At 54.2% G+C, this 16,862-nt stretch carries 15 protein-coding genes; 9 read left to right on the top strand and 6 right to left on the bottom strand.

Annotated features, from left to right (window positions below; genetic code table 11):
• Positions 1-116: 116 nt before the first annotated feature.
• A complete protein-coding gene (gene uvrA, locus GJ746_RS01715) occupies positions 117-2,942 on the bottom strand; it encodes an excinuclease ABC subunit UvrA (protein ID WP_004097797.1) in 2,826 nt (941 codons plus the stop codon).
• Between the two features lie 246 nt (positions 2,943-3,188).
• Here uvrA and ssb1 point away from each other — a divergent pair, with 246 nt between their 5' ends.
• On the top strand, positions 3,189-3,716 hold the full coding sequence (gene ssb1, locus GJ746_RS01720; protein WP_004097799.1) for a single-stranded DNA-binding protein SSB1: 528 nt from the start codon (positions 3,189-3,191) through the stop codon (positions 3,714-3,716).
• An 85-nt stretch (positions 3,717-3,801) separates the two neighbouring features.
• On the opposite strand, the gene GJ746_RS01725 is transcribed toward ssb1, so the two are convergent.
• Positions 3,802-5,352: a lytic transglycosylase F gene (locus GJ746_RS01725; RefSeq protein ID WP_154678656.1), complete on the bottom strand. Its 1,551-nt coding sequence runs from the start codon at positions 5,350-5,352 to the stop codon at positions 3,802-3,804.
• A 747-nt stretch (positions 5,353-6,099) separates the two neighbouring features.
• Here GJ746_RS01725 and iraM point away from each other — a divergent pair.
• Positions 6,100-6,474 (top strand): anti-adapter protein IraM, encoded by a 375-nt coding sequence (gene iraM / locus GJ746_RS01730; RefSeq protein ID WP_154678657.1) that lies wholly within the window; start codon positions 6,100-6,102, stop codon positions 6,472-6,474.
• Positions 6,475-6,882: 408 nt separating this feature from the next.
• Here the strand turns inward: iraM and GJ746_RS01735 are convergent, their stop codons facing one another.
• On the bottom strand, positions 6,883-7,164 hold the full coding sequence (locus tag GJ746_RS01735) for a YjcB family protein (protein ID WP_154678658.1): 282 nt from the start codon (positions 7,162-7,164) through the stop codon (positions 6,883-6,885).
• A gap of 544 nt (positions 7,165-7,708) precedes the next feature.
• On the opposite strand from GJ746_RS01735, the gene GJ746_RS01740 reads away from it, so the two are divergent.
• Positions 7,709-9,313, top strand: coding sequence for an EAL domain-containing protein (locus GJ746_RS01740; protein ID WP_154678659.1), 1,605 nt, complete (start codon positions 7,709-7,711; stop codon positions 9,311-9,313).
• On the opposite strand, the gene soxS is transcribed toward GJ746_RS01740, so the two are convergent.
• On the bottom strand, positions 9,298-9,627 hold the full coding sequence (gene soxS / locus GJ746_RS01745) for a superoxide response transcriptional regulator SoxS (protein WP_139540844.1): 330 nt from the start codon (positions 9,625-9,627) through the stop codon (positions 9,298-9,300). The genes GJ746_RS01740 and soxS overlap by 16 nt on opposite strands.
• Before the next feature lie 84 nt (positions 9,628-9,711).
• Here soxS and soxR point away from each other — a divergent pair, with 84 nt between their 5' ends.
• Together soxR and GJ746_RS01755 are read left to right on the top strand one after the other, a co-directional pair.
• Positions 9,712-10,170, top strand: a complete 459-nt coding sequence (gene soxR, locus GJ746_RS01750) for a redox-sensitive transcriptional activator SoxR (protein WP_004109476.1) — start codon at positions 9,712-9,714, stop codon at positions 10,168-10,170.
• A gap of 257 nt (positions 10,171-10,427) precedes the next feature.
• Positions 10,428-11,096 carry a glutathione S-transferase family protein gene (locus tag GJ746_RS01755; RefSeq protein ID WP_154678660.1) on the top strand — a complete coding sequence of 223 codons (669 nt, stop codon included), beginning with the start codon at positions 10,428-10,430 and terminating at the stop codon, positions 11,094-11,096.
• Here GJ746_RS01755 and GJ746_RS01760 read toward each other — a convergent pair.
• The gene (locus GJ746_RS01760) at positions 11,077-11,379 is read right to left on the bottom strand and encodes a hypothetical protein (RefSeq protein ID WP_227852735.1); all 303 of its coding nucleotides are present in this window, start codon (positions 11,377-11,379) and stop codon (positions 11,077-11,079) included. The two genes, GJ746_RS01755 and GJ746_RS01760, sit on opposite strands and share 20 nt — an antisense overlap.
• Positions 11,380-11,484: 105 nt before the next feature.
• Between GJ746_RS01760 and GJ746_RS01765 the strand changes: the two genes are divergently transcribed.
• Together GJ746_RS01765 and GJ746_RS01770 are read left to right on the top strand one after the other, a co-directional pair.
• Positions 11,485-12,834 (top strand): NCS2 family permease, encoded by a 1,350-nt coding sequence (locus GJ746_RS01765; protein WP_154678661.1) that lies wholly within the window; start codon positions 11,485-11,487, stop codon positions 12,832-12,834.
• A gap of 146 nt (positions 12,835-12,980) precedes the next feature.
• Positions 12,981-14,627 carry a Na+/H+ antiporter gene (locus GJ746_RS01770; protein WP_154678662.1) on the top strand — a complete coding sequence of 549 codons (1,647 nt, stop codon included), beginning with the start codon at positions 12,981-12,983 and terminating at the stop codon, positions 14,625-14,627.
• Between the two features lie 154 nt (positions 14,628-14,781).
• Here the strand turns inward: GJ746_RS01770 and GJ746_RS01775 are convergent, their stop codons facing one another.
• The gene (locus GJ746_RS01775; protein WP_154678663.1) at positions 14,782-15,663 is read right to left on the bottom strand and encodes a LysR family transcriptional regulator; all 882 of its coding nucleotides are present in this window, start codon (positions 15,661-15,663) and stop codon (positions 14,782-14,784) included.
• Positions 15,664-15,766: 103 nt separating this feature from the next.
• Between GJ746_RS01775 and GJ746_RS01780 the strand changes: the two genes are divergently transcribed.
• Both GJ746_RS01780 and GJ746_RS01785 read left to right on the top strand, forming a co-directional pair.
• Positions 15,767-16,177: a CidA/LrgA family protein gene (locus GJ746_RS01780; RefSeq protein ID WP_154678664.1), complete on the top strand. Its 411-nt coding sequence runs from the start codon at positions 15,767-15,769 to the stop codon at positions 16,175-16,177.
• Complete coding sequence (locus tag GJ746_RS01785) at positions 16,170-16,859, top strand: LrgB family protein (protein WP_154678665.1); 690 nt, start codon at positions 16,170-16,172, stop codon at positions 16,857-16,859. Before GJ746_RS01780 ends, GJ746_RS01785 begins: the two co-directional genes overlap by 8 nt.
• Positions 16,860-16,862: the final 3 nt, after the last annotated feature.

A 16,862-nucleotide genomic window follows, 5' to 3' on the forward strand; every position in this document is an offset into this window, starting at 1 on the left:
ATGACAGTAGGCGCTATCTGATGACAGATGCCGTCCTGCCGCAAATCACAAAACATCAACGGGATAAAATGAGAGGAGATGATGCCTCTTCCCGGGATGAGAAGAGGCAGGTGAGATTACTTCAGCATTGGCTTGAGGAAGCGAGCGGTATATGAAGCCTCGCATTCGGCGACCGTTTCCGGCGTACCGGAAACAAGGATTTCACCGCCGCCGCTTCCGCCTTCCGGCCCAAGATCAACGATCCAGTCAGCCGTTTTGATGACGTCCAGGTTATGCTCAATCACCACGATGGTATTACCCTGGTCGCGCAGCTGATGCAGAACCTCCAGCAATTGCTGAATATCGGCAAAGTGCAGACCGGTGGTCGGTTCATCAAGAATATACAGCGTTTGCCCGGTACCGCGTTTGGACAGCTCGCGCGCCAGCTTGACGCGCTGGGCTTCACCGCCGGAGAGCGTGGTGGCCGACTGCCCAAGGCGAATATAGGTCAGCCCGACGTCCATCAACGTCTGTAGCTTGCGCGCCAGCGCCGGTACGGCATCGAAGAACTCACGCGCTTCTTCAATGGTCATATCCAGCACTTCATGAATCGTTTTGCCTTTGTATTTAATCTCCAGCGTTTCACGGTTATAGCGCTTGCCTTTGCACTGGTCGCAAGGTACGTAGATATCGGGCAGGAAGTGCATCTCGACTTTAATCACGCCATCGCCCTGACAGGCCTCACAGCGACCACCGCGCACGTTAAAGCTGAAACGTCCCGGCGTGTAGCCGCGCGAGCGTGATTCAGGCACGCCGGCAAACAGTTCGCGCACCGGAGTAAAGACGCCGGTGTAGGTGGCCGGGTTAGAGCGTGGCGTACGGCCTATGGGACTCTGGTCGATATCGATGACTTTATCGAAATGTTCCAGCCCCTGCACGTCGCGGTACGGCGCAGGTTCCGCAATGGTGGCGCCGTTGAGCTGGCGCTGGGCGATTGGGAACAGCGTGTCGTTAATCAGGGTTGATTTACCCGAGCCGGATACGCCGGTGATACAGGTAAAGAGACCTACCGGCAGCGTCAGCGTGACGTCTTTCAGGTTGTTGCCGCGCGCGCCGCTCAGCTTAAGCACTTTTTCCGGATTAGCGGGGACGCGTTGTTTCGGGACCTCGATTTTACGTTTGCCGCTCATAAACTGGCCGGTCAGCGATTCCGGCACTGCCATAATATCTTCCAGCTTACCTTCAGCCACCACCTGACCGCCGTGCACGCCGGCGCCAGGGCCGATATCGATAACGTGGTCAGCGGCGCGAATAGCGTCTTCATCGTGCTCAACGACAATCACCGTGTTGCCGAGATTACGCAGGTGGATCAGGGTGCCCAGCAGGCGTTCGTTATCGCGCTGGTGCAGGCCAATAGAAGGCTCATCCAGCACGTACATGACGCCAACCAGGCCCGCGCCGATCTGGCTGGCGAGGCGGATACGCTGTGCTTCGCCGCCGGAGAGAGTTTCCGCCGAACGGGAAAGCGTCAGGTAGTTCAGGCCGACGTTAACGAGGAATTTCAGGCGGTCGCCAATCTCTTTCAGGACTTTTTCCGCAATTTGCGCACGTTGACCGGAGAGCTTCAGATTGTTGAAGAAATCCATGGCGTGGCCGATGCTCATATCTGAGATTGTCGGCAGCGGCGTATTTTCCACGAACACGTGCCGCGCTTCACGCTTCAGACGAGTACCTTCACAGCTGGTGCAGGGACGATTGCTGATGAATTTGGCCAGCTCTTCACGTACGGCGCTGGATTCCGTCTCTTTATAACGGCGCTCCATATTATGCAGCACGCCTTCAAACGGATGGCGACGCACGGAGGTGTCGCCGCGATCGTTCATATATTTGAATTCAATATTCTCTTTGCCTGAGCCGTACAGAACCACTTTTTGTACGCTGCTATTCAGCGTACCCCATGGCGCTTCAACATCGAATTCATAATGTTCTGCCAGCGACTTCAGCATCTGGAAGTAGTAGAAATTGCGCCGATCCCAACCGCGAATCGCTCCGCCCGCCAGCGACAGCTCAGGGTTCTGAATCACGCGTTCCGGATCGAAATACTGCTGCACGCCGAGGCCGTCGCAGGTCGGGCAGGCGCCAGCCGGGTTGTTGAAGGAGAACAGGCGCGGCTCCAGTTCGCGCATGCTGTAGCCGCAAATCGGGCAGGCGAAGTTGGCGGAAAACAGCAGCTCTTCCGCTTTCGGGTCGTCCATATTGGCGACGATAGCGGTGCCGCCGGAGAGCTCCAGCGCGGTTTCAAAAGACTCGGCCAGACGCGTGCTAAGGTCGTCGCGTACCTTGAAGCGGTCGATAACGACTTCGATGGTGTGTTTCTTTTGCAGCTCAAGCTTCGGCGGATCGGAGAGATCGCAGACCTCGCCGTCGATCCTGGCGCGGATATAACCCTGTCCGGCGAGGTTTTCCAGCGTTTTGTTATGCTCGCCTTTACGCTCTTTAATGATCGGCGCCAGCAGCATCAGGCGCTGGCCTTCAGGCTGTGAGAGCACGTTATCGACCATCTGGCTCACGGTTTGCGCCGCCAGCGGTACGTCGTGATCCGGGCAGCGCGGTTCGCCGACGCGAGCGTACAGCAGACGCAGGTAGTCGTGAATTTCGGTAATGGTGCCTACCGTTGAACGGGGGTTGTGGGACGTTGATTTCTGTTCAATGGAAATCGCCGGCGACAGCCCTTCGATATGGTCGACGTCAGGCTTCTCCATCAGCGACAGAAACTGCCGCGCGTAGGCGGAGAGCGACTCAACGTAGCGACGCTGCCCTTCGGCATATAACGTGTCGAAAGCCAGTGAGGATTTGCCTGAACCCGAAAGCCCGGTGACGACAATGAGTTTGTCGCGAGGGATAACGAGGTTGATATTTTTGAGATTGTGGGTGCGGGCGCCCCGAACTTCGATCTTATCCATTCACCTTTCCCGGTAGATACGCGGATTGCCTGGTTTGTTAGAAGGACAAACGGCAGAAACGGCTAATTATGACACAATTTAACCTGTTTGAATATACAGTATTGGAATGCATTTTCCGGCGGGATATGCAAAAATGTCACGCCGCGAGAGTTATCTGGAACATACTTCCCAGCTATCAACATAGCACCTGGAAATGGTACACTCGCGCGTTTACACTATTAAGAAACGCATTCAGGAGACTCAAACATGGCCAGCAGAGGCGTAAACAAGGTGATTCTCGTCGGTAATCTGGGCCAGGACCCGGAAGTACGCTACATGCCGAGTGGTGGCGCAGTTGCCAACATTACGCTGGCTACTTCCGAATCCTGGCGTGATAAAGCGACCGGAGAGATGAAAGAGCAGACTGAATGGCACCGGGTTGTGCTGTTCGGCAAACTGGCGGAAGTAGCCGGTGAGTATCTGCGTAAAGGTTCTCAGGTCTATATCGAAGGCCAGCTGCGTACCCGTAAATGGACCGATCAATCCGGTCAGGAAAAATATACCACCGAGGTTGTGGTAAACGTGGGCGGAACCATGCAAATGCTCGGCGGTCGTCAGCAGGGCGCGGGCGCGCCAGCAGGCGGCGGTCAGCAGCAGGGCGGTTGGGGTCAGCCTCAGCAGCCGCAGGGTGGAAACCAGTTCAGCGGCGGCGCGCAGTCTCGCCCGCAGCAGCAGGCACCGGCAGCGCCTTCCAATGAACCGCCGATGGACTTTGACGACGATATCCCGTTCTGATGAAGAACTGGCGCTGTTAAGTCATCTCAAAAAGCCCCTGTTTGGGGCTTTTTCTATTTTAAAATCGCAGGTTCGCAGCAATCTTTCACGGTGTGGCCGGTATGCTTTGTGTGCTCGTTGCCGGAGTGAGCTGATTTTTCGAGCCTGCTGTCGCCTGCTGTTTACGCGCCATATCATCCACGATTAGCCGGTAAGCGATGTAATATTTATAGATGTTGCTGACGTAGCTTACGGTCTCGGAACCGATTCTCTCGGCGGCCAGATACTCAACGTTGCCAAACCAGACGTTGGGATCAAAACCGCGTTTTTTGGTATCCACGCGCAGCCTGGCGATGCGCGCGGGGCCAGCGTTATAGGAAGCAAACGAGAACAGCGCTTTATCAAGCTGGGTCATCGGCTCATCGCCATAGTAGCGATCTATCATCCAGCGCATATATTTCACTCCGGCATGGATATTGGGATCGAGCTGTTTAATATCGCCGACTTTTAGCTCCCTACCGGTGCTCGGCATTACCTGCATAACGCCAATCGCGCCGACGTGGCTACGGACGGATTGATTAAGCCGCGACTCCTGATACCCCTGGGCTGCCATCAGCAGCCAGTCAACATCGTAGCGATCGCCATATTTACGGAAGATTTCCACCATCGTCAGAAATTTACGGCGTTCTTTTTGTGCCGCTGCGTTCTTAACGTATCTGGCATCCTTGAGGTAGCGCAGCAGAATGGTATTGCCCAGCCTGCTGCCCTGACGATTCTTGCTAATAAAATCATTAAGCAACGCGAGCAACTGCGGACTGTTTTTGCGAACCGCCCAGCCGATATCGGCCTCATCGCGCAGAATGATGTTCTGGTGAACCTTAATTTTGGGGAAGACCTGCTGCCAGAACAGGGCTTTATGACGGTCGACCACGGTCAATGGAATCAGGCCTGCGCTGAGCATTTCTATCAGATCTTCGTCCTCCAGCGCTTCGGGAGCCGGTTCGATGGTGATGGGCGGCAGCGATTGCCGGGCAAAGCGAGCGTTGAGCGCAACCAGACTCTCGTAGTAGCTGGATGAGGCGCGCACGAACACTGTTTTACCGGAAAGCTGCTGCAGATTTTCCACTACGGGAGAACCGGGGCCGGAAAGAAGCAGCTCCTGAACGTGAGAGTATACTGGCGCGGTAAACGCCATCTCCCGCTGCCGGGCAGAGGTGATCGTCAGGTTAGCGGCAATAACATCCCCTTTACCAGAGTTAAGCGCGCTGATGAGCTGGTCGCGGGCAACTGGTACAAAGATAATACGCACTTTAAGATGACGATGTTTGAGCCTGTTCTCCTTCGCCAGGTTTTGATTCAGGCTGCGCTCAAACTCCATAAAAATATCGTGAGTAGCGCCGCGCTGAGTCCCTTTATTGATAAAGAAAAAGGTTTTGCTGAATGTGGTGAGTACCCGAATGGTTCGCCGGTCGAGCATACCCGGTAAATCTCCCTTCCATGGCTGTAGCATGTCGTCAACGTTGACTTCCAGGGGAGCGCGTTCCTCTGGCTCGGATCGTTTGTTTTCTGTGGCGGCGTAAACTGAAGTAAAGAATAGCAGAGCGGCAAGACATACGAGCCAGCCGATTAGGGATCGAGACAACGATAAAGTGTTCATGGCGCGGTGCTCCGCCAGGGGGATTTTCTTATTTTAGTCTATTCCTGGCAGTTAGCATGCCTGGCGAACATGCAGGAGAGTCGGTTAATCTGTATTTTCCAATAATATTATACGGCGCATTTTTTCTTCGTTTTATACCAGGTTCAGATTCCTGTCTGGCCGCTATTAATTACTATTGCATTATTTACATGGAAGAGCCTGTCTGTGCCATAAAAGAGATGTTGCGCCAGGTAAGGTGGTCATATGTCTGTCTGGTGAGTAGCGCTGCCGGCGCAGACTACTGGCGATCGTGCTTGAGACGAAATGAAAAATTCTACATCGGCGCTGCTGCGGAAATCCGTAAATATCCGCCAGCGCGAGATGTCTCTGAACTGGTTGGTGTTAACCGCAGCGATAACTCCGCCAGCAGGTAGCATGGTAATACTCCAGGTTAGTGAATATCCGAAGAATAGCTTAGACAGCTCCAGAACGCTCTGGAAATAATACTCGTAGCTGACTTTTTATTGGCCAGTTGTAATTAATTGTCAATGTATTTTTGTTTTTATAGGCTCCGGTTTGTTATTTTCTCAGACTATTATGATTAACTATTCATTATTAGAACTCAAGGTTGTTGATAAGTCTTAGTGAGTATAATTGACGCTAAGTATTGTCTGATATCACACAATTAATAGGCCGCCTTGCGGTTAGCGATAATGGGTGCTATCAATATATAGAAACGTTTATCAGCAATGCATACAAGGATAAAAAATGAAATGGACTATTCATAATACTCTTGTCTGTCCGCATTCCGGCGTGGCCTTTTCTTCAATTTCCAGCCTGCGATTTTTAAAGTTTATTCTTTGGTATGAGGCCGATATTTTATTACTGCCGGGGGAGTCGATAAAGCTCTACTCGTCGAGCATTTTAATTAACGATCAATATCACGCGGTGAAAGTTTATAACATCACACGATACGATGAGGCGCAGTGGGAGAAATTACGCGAGCGGCCTTCATGTCCCTACCATTCTACTGCCGCGACGGCGGTATCCTGTTCTTACCAGGCGCACTGTGCAATAAAACGCTGTCCGAACGACATTCCTCGCAGATCGCCAGGACACTCATCCGGACAGTATCCTGCGTGATGGACCGTATTACGCTGGCCACAGTGGAAGCCGCACCTGGACATTATCGCTTTCGGCCATCACCAGGTTGCCGCTAAGCAAACCGTGTAGGCTAACTCTTCGCTATGCAATCCATTCTGCGGGCAGTGAGCTTTCCGCCAGATCTCTTTTCCACGCACAGATCGGCCTGCGGGACAAAGTCCTGGCGGACTCGTTTATCGATCGGTAGTCCCGCATCGCGCAACTATCAGGTATCGTCAGGCACGGTACTGATTTTGCAGATGATTCATAAATTCATGCGTGCGGAGATGCTCTCAAAGAAGGGGGGAATAGCGGGAGGCTCCCGGAGTCGCATTGCGTGCGTGGGCGCTTCAGGCCGGGTCCGGCGTTGGGCGCCACCCGGCACAAAGGCGCGAATTTCTTTTGCGATCAGGTCATCATCATTGGCCATTCTGGCGGCGTCTGGCTCATAACTTCAATCATCACGTCTTTGATATTGCCCCAGATTTTCGCGACGTCCACCAGGGTAATGCCTAAAAGGCCGGTGGCGAACCAGCAGGCCGCAGCCAGGCCCATACAGCTACAAATTACCGCCAGACCGGCATAATCACTTTTCCGTAACTGAATGTTCAACGAGCTGGCCAGAAACATCAGTACGGCGCTCACGAGTGGCCAGCGTAAAAGTACGACACTGGTAGTAATGGAAGCCATCAACCTATCCTCAAAGAAATTTGGCACCCTTTGACAACCTGATGAGACTAACGATGATTCGGTGCTCTGGCTATCTACAGGTAAATAAGAACGTAATGAAACAATGTTTTTGTTTCATAAACTAATGTGAACTATATCACATTTGGTCTTTTATTCACCAGTGAAAAAATGTTCTTTTCTTGCGCTTATTAACCATGTCAACTGTATGGTTAATGGCCAGGAGATAGGGTCGTTTCTCATTGCGGGGGCCAATTATAAGCGATTGTCGGCCGCTTTACTTTTTTATTAAGGTTTAGGTTCTGCGGATTTTATTACTTATTCCCGTCAATTATGCGGATAAACCGAATGAGATAGTGGAGCTAATCTCATTATGCTGAGAATGTTTCTCCAGTTTTCCAGAAGCCAGTATTATTCATGATTCATAGTCATGAGGTTTTTACGTCAAAGCGTGGGTTGCTGAAACACACTGATTCATATCACAGTAAGCAGAATCATCGGGGTCTTTCACCTTGATTAAGGCGTATCGCATGGATAAAAAGCGGAAATGAGTCATAGCGCGCCGCATAAGGCGTTGAGAATATTCGGCATTGTACTGGTCATTCTGCTACCGGTCGTGCTGGCACTGTGGTTTGCGCAAATGCGCGCCAAAGCGGAAACCGCCGACCAGCTACGGCTGTTTTCTAAACTGGCGCTGCAAAAAACAGAAATGGTGATCCGTGAAGCCGACGAAGCGCGCGAAAAAGCCCGCCTTTATCAGGGAGAGTACTGCTCGCCGCAGCATCAGCAATATCTGCTCGGCATCGTTCGCGGCCTGCTTTATGTTGATGACCTAATCTATGCCGACGGCAGGTATTTTTATTGTTCAACCGCGGTACGCCGCCAGATAGGCTGGCAAATCCCGGCGGCAACGTACATTAAAAAGCCGGATATCGCGATTTATTACTACCGTGAGACTCCGTTCTATCCTGGCTATACGATGAATTATTTACAGCGCGGCCACTATGTCGCGGTGATTAATCCGCTCTCGTTCAGCACCTTGATATCCAGTGACCGCAATCTGGCCTGGGGTGTTTTTGATACTAAAACCAACCAGTTTTTTTCTGTCAGCAAGCATGCGGACTCCGGGGAGCTGCATCGCCTGATACGGGGGAAAGAGGCTTTTTTTCATCAGAATGGCCGCGTTTATACCATCGCCCATTCTACCGTTCGCCCAATAGCCGTCATTATGTCCACCTCACGCGTCAGCTATTATCAGAATTTTTATAATCAGGTAACGCTGACTTTGCCGCTGGGGCTGATTTGCAGCGTGCTGCTTTTACTGGTGTGGTCGCGAACCCGGCAGCAGTACCATTCTCCGCGCAATATGCTGCAGCGAGCGTTAAGCCGTCGCCAGCTGTGCCTGCACTATCAGCCGATTATCGATATTAAAAATAATCGCTGCGTCGGTACCGAAGCGCTATTGCGCTGGCCGGGCTTCGATGGTCCGGTGATGAGCCCGGCGGAGTTTATCCCGCTGGCGGAAAACGAAGGGATGATTGCGCAGGTTACCGACTATGTAATAGATGAGGTATTTTCCGACCTTGGCGAGTTCCTGGCCCGGAACCCGCATTTATACGTGGCGATCAACCTCTCCGCTTCCGATTTTCACTCCGCGCGCTTGATTGAACACATCAACGAGAAGGTCCGTCGCTACGCTATCAAGGCGGAACAAATTAAAATCGAAGTGACCGAGCGGGGGTTTATTGATGTACCGAAAACGACGCCGGTGATTCAGGCTTTTCGCGACGCGGGATACGAAATCGCCATCGATGATTTTGGTACCGGCTACTCCAACCTGCAAAACCTCCATTCGCTCAACGTCGACATCCTCAAGATTGATAAATCTTTTATCGACACGCTGGCAAGTCATACGACCAGCCACCTGATTGCTGAACATATTATCCAGATGGCGAACAGCCTGCATTTAAAGATAGTGGCGGAAGGTGTGGAAACCGCAAACCAGGTCGCCTGGCTACATAAGCGCGACGTGCAATATTGCCAGGGCTGGTACTTTGCGAAAGCGATGCCGCCGCAGGAGTTTATGCAGTGGCTGGCGAACGATCGTACCAGCCTCTGCCCCTGGCAACAGCCTTATCAGGCGGAAATTTGATGGCGATAGTCGGTAGGCGTACGGTCGAATTCGCGACGGAACACTCGCGAGAAGGTTTGCTGCGATACGTAGCCGAGATCCATCGCGATATCAAAAATAGGGCGCTGGGTGGTTCTTAACGCTTCCGCGGCGAGCAGCAGACGGCGCTGGCGAATGTAATCTCCAAGCGTTTGATGCATCACGGCGCGAAACATCCGCTGGAGATACCATTTTGAGTATCCCGATTTTCTGGCGACTACATCAATGTTAAGTGGTTGATCGATATGTTCATCAATCCATTCAATAAGCGTTTGGATAATATCCTGATGGGACATAAAGCGGCCTCTCTCAATTCTCGATTCGTCGTTTTGTCTGCGGGGGAGTATAATTCCTCAAGTTAACTTGAGGTAAAGCGCTTTATGGAAAAGAAATCACCCCGCATCAAAATGCTGCTGACGCCCGGAGAGGTAGCGAAACGAACCGGCGTGGCCGTTTCCGCGCTGCACTTTTATGAAAGCAAAGGGCTGATCCACAGCCAGCGCAATGCGGGCAATCAGCGACGCTACCGGCGCGACGTGCTGCGCGCGGTGGCGATCATTAAGATTGCGCAACGTATCGGTATTCCGCTGGCGACTATCGGCGATGCGTTCGGCGTGCTGCCGGAAGGGCATAATCTCAGCGCTAAAGAGTGGAAGATGCTGTCGTCCCAGTGGCGGGAGGAGCTGGACCGACGCATTCATACTCTCACCGCGCTGCGCGATCAGCTTGATGGCTGCATTGGCTGTGGCTGTTTGTCGCGTCGCGACTGTCCGTTACGTAACCCTGGCGATAAGCTGGGTGAAGAGGGGACCGGGGCGCGGTTGCTGGAGGAGGACTAAAAACTAAAGCGCCACAACAGGGCGCTTTAGTTGTTTTCCGGTCTTGGTCTTTCGCTCTATCCCGCTGGTACGCAGGAGGGTTTCCCCCGACGTCGGCTCACCTCAGTATTGCGCAATGTGTTGATGGAGGTTCCGGTTTGCGCCGACACTTTAAGTGTGGCTCTTTTCTCCGAATTTGCCTCAATGGTTTGCCGAAAAATTCCCGTCATTCGCCGCCTGTTTCTATAGTTAATTTGAACAAACAGCGGGAGAGGCCCATGTTAACGGTACATCATCTCAATCAGTCACGATCGCAGCGCATATTATGGGCGCTGGAAGAACTACAGCTGCCTTATCAAGTTGTCTCTTATCAGCGCGGCAAGGATATGCTCGCGCCGGCTGAATTAAAGAGCGTTCATCCGCTGGGGAAATCGCCGGTCGTGGAAGATAACGGCCACATTCTGGCTGAATCCGGCGCTATTCTTGAATATTTGCAGGAAACCTACGATAGCGCCCGGCGCCTGAAGCCTCAGTCGATGGAAGATAAACTGCAATACCGCTTTTGGCTGCATTATGCCGAGGGTTCCCTGATGCCCCTTCTGCTGATGAAACTGGTGTTTTCCAGCCTCGGTAAACCTCCGGTGCCGTTTGGCATGCGTACGCTGGGCAATGCGTTAGGCAAAGGGGTGCAAAAGGCCTGGCTTAACCGGCAGGTGGAGACCCATGCCCGTTTTATCGAAACGCACCTTTCCAGGCAGCGCTGGTTTGCCGGGGCAGAGCTCAGTATGGCCGATATTCAGATGAGCTTTCCGGCGATGGCGCTGCTGGCGCGCGGCGGCGTGGGTGATTTACCGCATCTGACGCAGTGGGTTCAGCGCGTGGAGCAGCGTCCGGGCTGGCAGAAGGCAATTGAGCGCGGCGGCCCTTTTACGCTTCCCGGAGAGTGAACCATTCCTGAAGCCGATGACCGGGGAAAAATTGCTGGCGGCGTAATGCAAAATTGTTACCGGATTGCGCATGGACGATAACGTTTGCGCATCGACTGGTTATTTCCTGAACGTCATAAGCGAAATTTAGCGAAATCCGACAAACTTCAGTTGAAAAGGCCCGTCTAAAGGCTGGATAATCGTTTGCCTTTTTATTTTGCTCATCATTTCCTCTGCTGACAGAGGGGGCAAAGTCATTCTTCACACCGTACTGTATGCGCGGAGTTAAACGTTTGCTTTTCACAGCCCCTGGCGCTGCGATGTAGCACAAGGAGATCGCGTTTAGCTGGCAGTGGATGGTCCACCACGCATACAGACGAACGATAAAAATTCTCAGGGGAAGTTTTCTATGTCTACGCCTTCAGCGCGTACCGGCGGTTCATTAGACGCCTGGTTTAAAATTTCTGCTCGCGGCAGTACCGTGCGTCAGGAAATCGTTGCCGGTCTTACCACCTTCCTGGCGATGGTGTACTCGGTCATCGTTGTGCCTGGCATGCTTGGTAAAGCAGGTTTTCCGCCGGCCGCGGTATTTGTCTCCACCTGTCTGGTGGCCGGCGTCGGTTCGCTGGTGATGGGCCTGTGGGCGAACCTGCCGCTGGCGATTGGCTGCGCTATCTCGCTGACCGCTTTTACCGCCTTTAGCCTGGTGCTGGGCCAGCAGATCAGCATTCCGGTCGCGCTGGGTGCGGTCTTCCTGATGGGGGTGCTGTTCACCGTGATTTCGGCGACCGGCATTCGTAGCTGGATCCTGCGTAACCTGCCGCAGGGCGTTGCGCACGGTACGGGAATTGGTATTGGCCTGTTTCTGCTGCTGATTGCCGCTAACGGCGTGGGTCTGGTTATCAAAAACCCGCTGGATGGCCTGCCGGTGGCGTTGGGTCATTTTAATAGCTTCCCGGTGATTATGTCGCTGGTGGGGCTGGCGGTGATTATTGGCCTCGAAAAACTGAAGGTGCCGGGCGGTATCCTGCTGACGATCATCGGTATATCGATTATCGGCCTGATTTTCGATCCTGCTGTTCACTTCTCAGGTATCTTCGCTATGCCGTCGCTGAGCGACGATAAAGGCAATTCGCTGATCGGTAGCCTGGATATCGTCGGCGCGCTGAACCCGGTCGTGCTGCCAAGCGTACTGGCATTGGTAATGACCGCGGTGTTTGACGCTACCGGTACTATCCGCGCGGTGGCGGGTCAGGCGAACCTGCTGGATAAAGACGGGCAGATTATCAACGGCGGCAAAGCGCTGACCACCGACTCCCTGAGCAGCGTTTTCTCCGGCGTGGTGGGCGCGGCTCCGGCTGCGGTGTATATCGAATCTGCTGCCGGTACGGCGGCGGGCGGTAAAACCGGTCTGACCGCAGTGACCGTCGGCGTACTGTTCCTGCTGATCCTGTTCCTCTCTCCGCTCTCTTATCTGGTTCCGGCCTACGCTACCGCTCCGGCGCTGATGTACGTCGGCCTGCTGATGCTGAGCAACGTGGCGAAAATCGATTTCAACGACTTCGTTGATGCGATGGCGGGCCTGATTACTGCGGTCTTTATCGTTCTGACCTGCAACATCGTCACCGGCATCATGATCGGCTTTGCGTCGCTGGTGATTGGCCGTCTGGTGTCCGGCGAATGGCGTAAGCTGAACCTCGGCACGGTGATCATCGCTGCGGCGCTGGTTATTTTCTACGCAGGCGGCTGGGCGATTTAACTTTTCCTGCTAACGACGGGCGGCTTTGGCCGCCCGTTTAATTTTTAAGCCACATCCTGTTTCCTTTTGCGTTAATCTGAGTAGCGTATTATGCCGAGACATGACGCCTCAGATGTAAAAAAGAAAACGCAGCAAACAGGGAACACATGGAAATATTCTTTACCATACTCATCATGACCCTCGTGGTCTCTCTCTCCGGGGTTGTTACACGCGTACTTCCCTTTCAGGTTCCACTACCTTTAATCCAAATCGGCATCGGCGCGCTGTTAGCCTGGCCTACCTTCGGATTGCATGTTGAATTCGACCCTGAACTCTTTCTGGTTCTTTTTATTCCGCCGCTGCTTTTTGCCGACGGCTGGAAGACGCCAACCCGTGAGTTCATTGAGCATGGACGAGAAATTTTCGGTCTGGCGCTGGCGCTGGTAGTGGTGACGGTGGTTGGTATTGGCTACCTTATCTACTGGATTGTGCCGGGTATTCCGCTGATTCCGGCTTTTGCCCTGGCGGCGGTTCTGTCGCCAACGGATGCCGTGGCGCTGTCCGGGATCGTTGGCGAAGGGCGCATTCCGAAAAAAATTATGGGGATTTTGCAGGGCGAGGCGCTAATGAACGATGCCTCCGGCCTGGTCTCCCTGAAATTTGCCGTTGCGGTAGCGATGGGGACGATGGTCTTTACCGTCGGCGGCGCGACGGTTGAGTTCTTCAAAGTGGCGGTTGGCGGTATTCTCGCGGGCTTCGTGGTTAGCTGGCTGTACGGACGTTCAATGCGCTTCCTCAGCCGCTGGGGCGGCGATGAACCGGCAACGCAAATCGTACTGCTATTTCTGCTGCCGTTCGCTTCTTACCTGATCGCTGAACATATCGGCTTTTCCGGGATCCTGGCGGCAGTTGCCGCGGGGATGACCATCACCCGCTCCGGAGTGATGCGCAGCGCGCCGCTGGCGATGCGCCTGCGTGCTAACAGTACCTGGGCGATGCTGGAGTTCGTGTTCAACGGCATGGTATTCCTGCTGTTGGGCCTGCAGCTACCGGATATTCTCTCCAGCTCGCTGGTGGCCGCTGAAGCAGATCCCAACGTCGAAACCTGGATGCTGTTTACCGATATCGTTCTGATTTATGCCGCCCTGATGCTGGTGCGTTTCGGCTGGCTGTGGACGATGCGCAAACTCAGTCAGCGTTTCCTGAAAAAGAAACCGATGGAGTTCGGCTCCTGGACGACGCGCGAGCTGCTGATCTCCTCCGTCGCCGGCGTCCGCGGGGCGATTACTCTTGCCGGTGTGCTGTCGATTCCTCTGCTGCTGCCGGACGGCAACGTCTTCCCGGCGCGCTATGAGCTGGTATTCCTTGCCGCCGGGGTGATTCTGTTTTCTCTGTTCGTCGGCGTGATTGTGCTGCCGATTCTGCTGCGCCATATCGAATCGACCGACCATGTGCAGCAGCGTAAAGAGGAGCGCCTGGCGCGAGCGGCAACGGCGGACGTGGCGATTGTCGCGATTCAGAAAATGGAAGAGCGCCTGGCGGCGGACACCAAAGAGAATATCGATAATCAGCTGCTGACAGAAGTCAGTTCGCGAGTGATTGGTAACCTGCGCCGCCGCGTTGATGGTCGTAACGATGTTGAAACCTCGATGCTGGAAGAGAGCCTTGAACGTCGTTTCCGCCTGGCGGCGCTGCGTTCAGAGCGTGGGGAACTGTACCACCTGCGCGCCACCCGGCAGATCAGTAACGAGACGCTGCAGAAGCTGCTGCACGACCTCGACCTGCTGGAGGCGCTGCTGATCGAAGACCAGTAACGCCGTACCTGTTCCCCGGCGGCGCTGCGCCGCTCGGGACGTGTGTGGTGTGATTTTCCCGGAGGCGGCGCCTGACGCGCCTTGTCCGGGCTACCGCCCCTCAGAAGATTGAGAATTATAGCCCGGGTAAGGCGTTACGCCGCAACCCGGGAACTCACTTCAGCCAGAACGCCTTACTGCACTCCAGCCACGCCCGCGCGCTGTGCGACATGTACACACCTTCGCGCCAAATCATTCCCAGCTCCCAGCGTAGATCGCTCTGCAGCGGGATCCAGCAAAAGCTTTGTGGGTCGAGACGCTGGCAGATCGGCTCCGGCAAAATGGCTACGCCAATGCCAGCCTGCACCATGGCGGCCAGAAAATCCCATTGCCCGCTGCGCACGGCGATGCTCGGCTTAACTTCATGCTGTGCAAATAGCCGCATCAGCTGCTGGCTGAGGGCGAAATCCTCGTTGTAAATCACCAGCGGATACTCTGCGAGCGCTTCCGGCGACAATGACGCGATACCCTTCCAGTGCGCGGTTCTCGGCGTTAGCACGCAGAGCGGATGGCTGAACAGAGAAAGCGTAGTCAGGCCGCTGGCCTCATCAACGGGAAGAGCCGTCATGGCTAAATCCAGCTCGCCGTTGCTTACGGCCTGCTGCACGGTCAGGCCACCAAACTCGGAAATTTTCAGCTCGACCCCCGAGTAGCGCTGGCGAAAGAGGCTAATTGGCTCGGCCATCAGCATGCCGACCATCGGCGGGATCCCAAGACGCAGTATGCCTTTATGCAGATGATTAATATCACTCAGCTCTGATTCCAGCTGATGAAATTCGCCAAGGATAGCCTGCCCGCGCTCGAAGACTACCCGCCCGGTATCGGTCAGCAATAGCTTCCGACCATCGCGGATCAGCAGCGTGCAGTTCAGCTCATCTTCCAGATTCTTAAGCATTTTGCTGATGGTGGGCTGCGTGACGAACAGTTTCTCCGCCGCGCGAGTGAAGCTCTGTTGGCGAACCACTTCGACAAAATAACGCAGCGTTCGGATATCCATAATTATTCCCTGAGACTATACCTGTGATGATTTTAATTCATTTCTACCGGGCCGGACGGCTCTCTATACTGCACGCCTGTTTTCTTTTTCAGGAATACCGCCCATGGCCTTCGCGCCAGTTCGCGTGACGCCCCTGGTCATGCAACGTCTTCAGGTACCCGTTCAGGTACTGATCTATGCCGGACTGTTCGTCTGCGCTGATTATTTAGTTAACTGGTTGCATTTGCCGCTTCCGGCGAATCTGGTTGGTATGCTGATAATGCTGGCGCTGATTGTTTGCCGGGTGATCCCTCTAAACTGGGTTCGGGCCGGAGCACGCTGGCTGCTGGCGGAAATGCTGCTGTTTTTCGTGCCGGCGGTGGTGGCGGTGGTTAACTATGCGCAGCTGCTGATGGTTGATGGCTGGCGTATTTTTCTGGTGATTGGCTTAAGTACCACGATGGTGCTGGGCGCAACGGCGTGGGTGGTTGATAAGGTGTATCGCTATGAAGTCAGCAGGATGAAGCATGAGTGATTTTCAGCTGAGCGTCCTGTGCCTTCTGGTGACGCTGGGACTCTATTTTGCCAACAAGCGGCTTTATCGCCGCTTCCATAAACTCCCGCTGATGCCGTTGGTTTTTACCCCGATCCTGCTGGTGATGATTCTGGTAATCGGTCATATCTCCTATCAAAGCTATCTGGGTGAGACCCACTGGCTGCTGTGGCTGCTGGGCCCGGCAACCATCGCTTTCGCCGTGCCGGTATATGACAACCTGGCGATCATTAAACGTCACTGGATGTCGCTTACCGCCGGGGTGACCACCGCGTCGGTTGTTGCGGTGACCAGTTCGGTCTGGCTGGCGAGATTGTTGACTCTGCCTGATGAGATCCAGCGCAGCCTGGCAGTGCGCTCGGTAACGACGCCTTTTGCCCTGGCAGCCGCTAAGCCGCTGGGCGGTCAGCCTGATTTCGTCGCCCTGTTTGTTGTCGTCACCGGGGTATTTGGTATGGCAATAGGCGATGTGCTGTTTCTGCGTCTTTCTATTCGCGCGGGAATGGCGAAAGGAGCAGGGTTTGGCGCGGCATCACACGGCGCCGGTACCGCGCGATCCTATGAGCTTGGCCCACAGGAGGGCGTGGTCGCCAGTCTGGTGATGATGCTTTCCGGGATAGTGATGGTGCTGGCCGCGCCGTTGGTACGCTGGGCGATGTTTTAAAAA

The sequence above is a fragment of the Klebsiella oxytoca genome (assembly GCF_009707385.1).
GTDB lineage: Bacteria > Pseudomonadota > Gammaproteobacteria > Enterobacterales > Enterobacteriaceae > Klebsiella > Klebsiella oxytoca_C.

Bases quoted from the DNA above. Each gene is read 5' to 3' on its own strand.
- iraM (WP_154678657.1), top strand. From the start codon at position 6,100: ATGAAATGGACTATTCATAATACTCTTGTCTGTCCGCATTCCGGCGTG.
- GJ746_RS01765 (WP_154678661.1), top strand. From the start codon at position 11,485: ATGTCTACGCCTTCAGCGCGTACCGGCGGTTCATTAGACGCCTGGTTT.
- GJ746_RS01770 (WP_154678662.1), top strand. From the start codon at position 12,981: ATGGAAATATTCTTTACCATACTCATCATGACCCTCGTGGTCTCTCTC.
- GJ746_RS01785 (WP_154678665.1), top strand. From the start codon at position 16,170: ATGAGTGATTTTCAGCTGAGCGTCCTGTGCCTTCTGGTGACGCTGGGA.
- GJ746_RS01775 (WP_154678663.1), bottom strand. From the start codon at position 15,663: ATGGATATCCGAACGCTGCGTTATTTTGTCGAAGTGGTTCGCCAACAG.
- GJ746_RS01755 (WP_154678660.1), top strand. From the start codon at position 10,428: ATGTTAACGGTACATCATCTCAATCAGTCACGATCGCAGCGCATATTA.
- ssb1 (WP_004097799.1), top strand. From the start codon at position 3,189: ATGGCCAGCAGAGGCGTAAACAAGGTGATTCTCGTCGGTAATCTGGGC.
- GJ746_RS01735 (WP_154678658.1), bottom strand. From the start codon at position 7,164: ATGGCTTCCATTACTACCAGTGTCGTACTTTTACGCTGGCCACTCGTG.
- GJ746_RS01740 (WP_154678659.1), top strand. From the start codon at position 7,709: ATGAGTCATAGCGCGCCGCATAAGGCGTTGAGAATATTCGGCATTGTA.
- soxS (WP_139540844.1), bottom strand. From the start codon at position 9,627: ATGTCCCATCAGGATATTATCCAAACGCTTATTGAATGGATTGATGAA.
- soxR (WP_004109476.1), top strand. From the start codon at position 9,712: ATGGAAAAGAAATCACCCCGCATCAAAATGCTGCTGACGCCCGGAGAG.
- uvrA (WP_004097797.1), bottom strand. From the start codon at position 2,942: ATGGATAAGATCGAAGTTCGGGGCGCCCGCACCCACAATCTCAAAAAT.
- GJ746_RS01780 (WP_154678664.1), top strand. From the start codon at position 15,767: ATGGCCTTCGCGCCAGTTCGCGTGACGCCCCTGGTCATGCAACGTCTT.
- GJ746_RS01725 (WP_154678656.1), bottom strand. From the start codon at position 5,352: ATGAACACTTTATCGTTGTCTCGATCCCTAATCGGCTGGCTCGTATGT.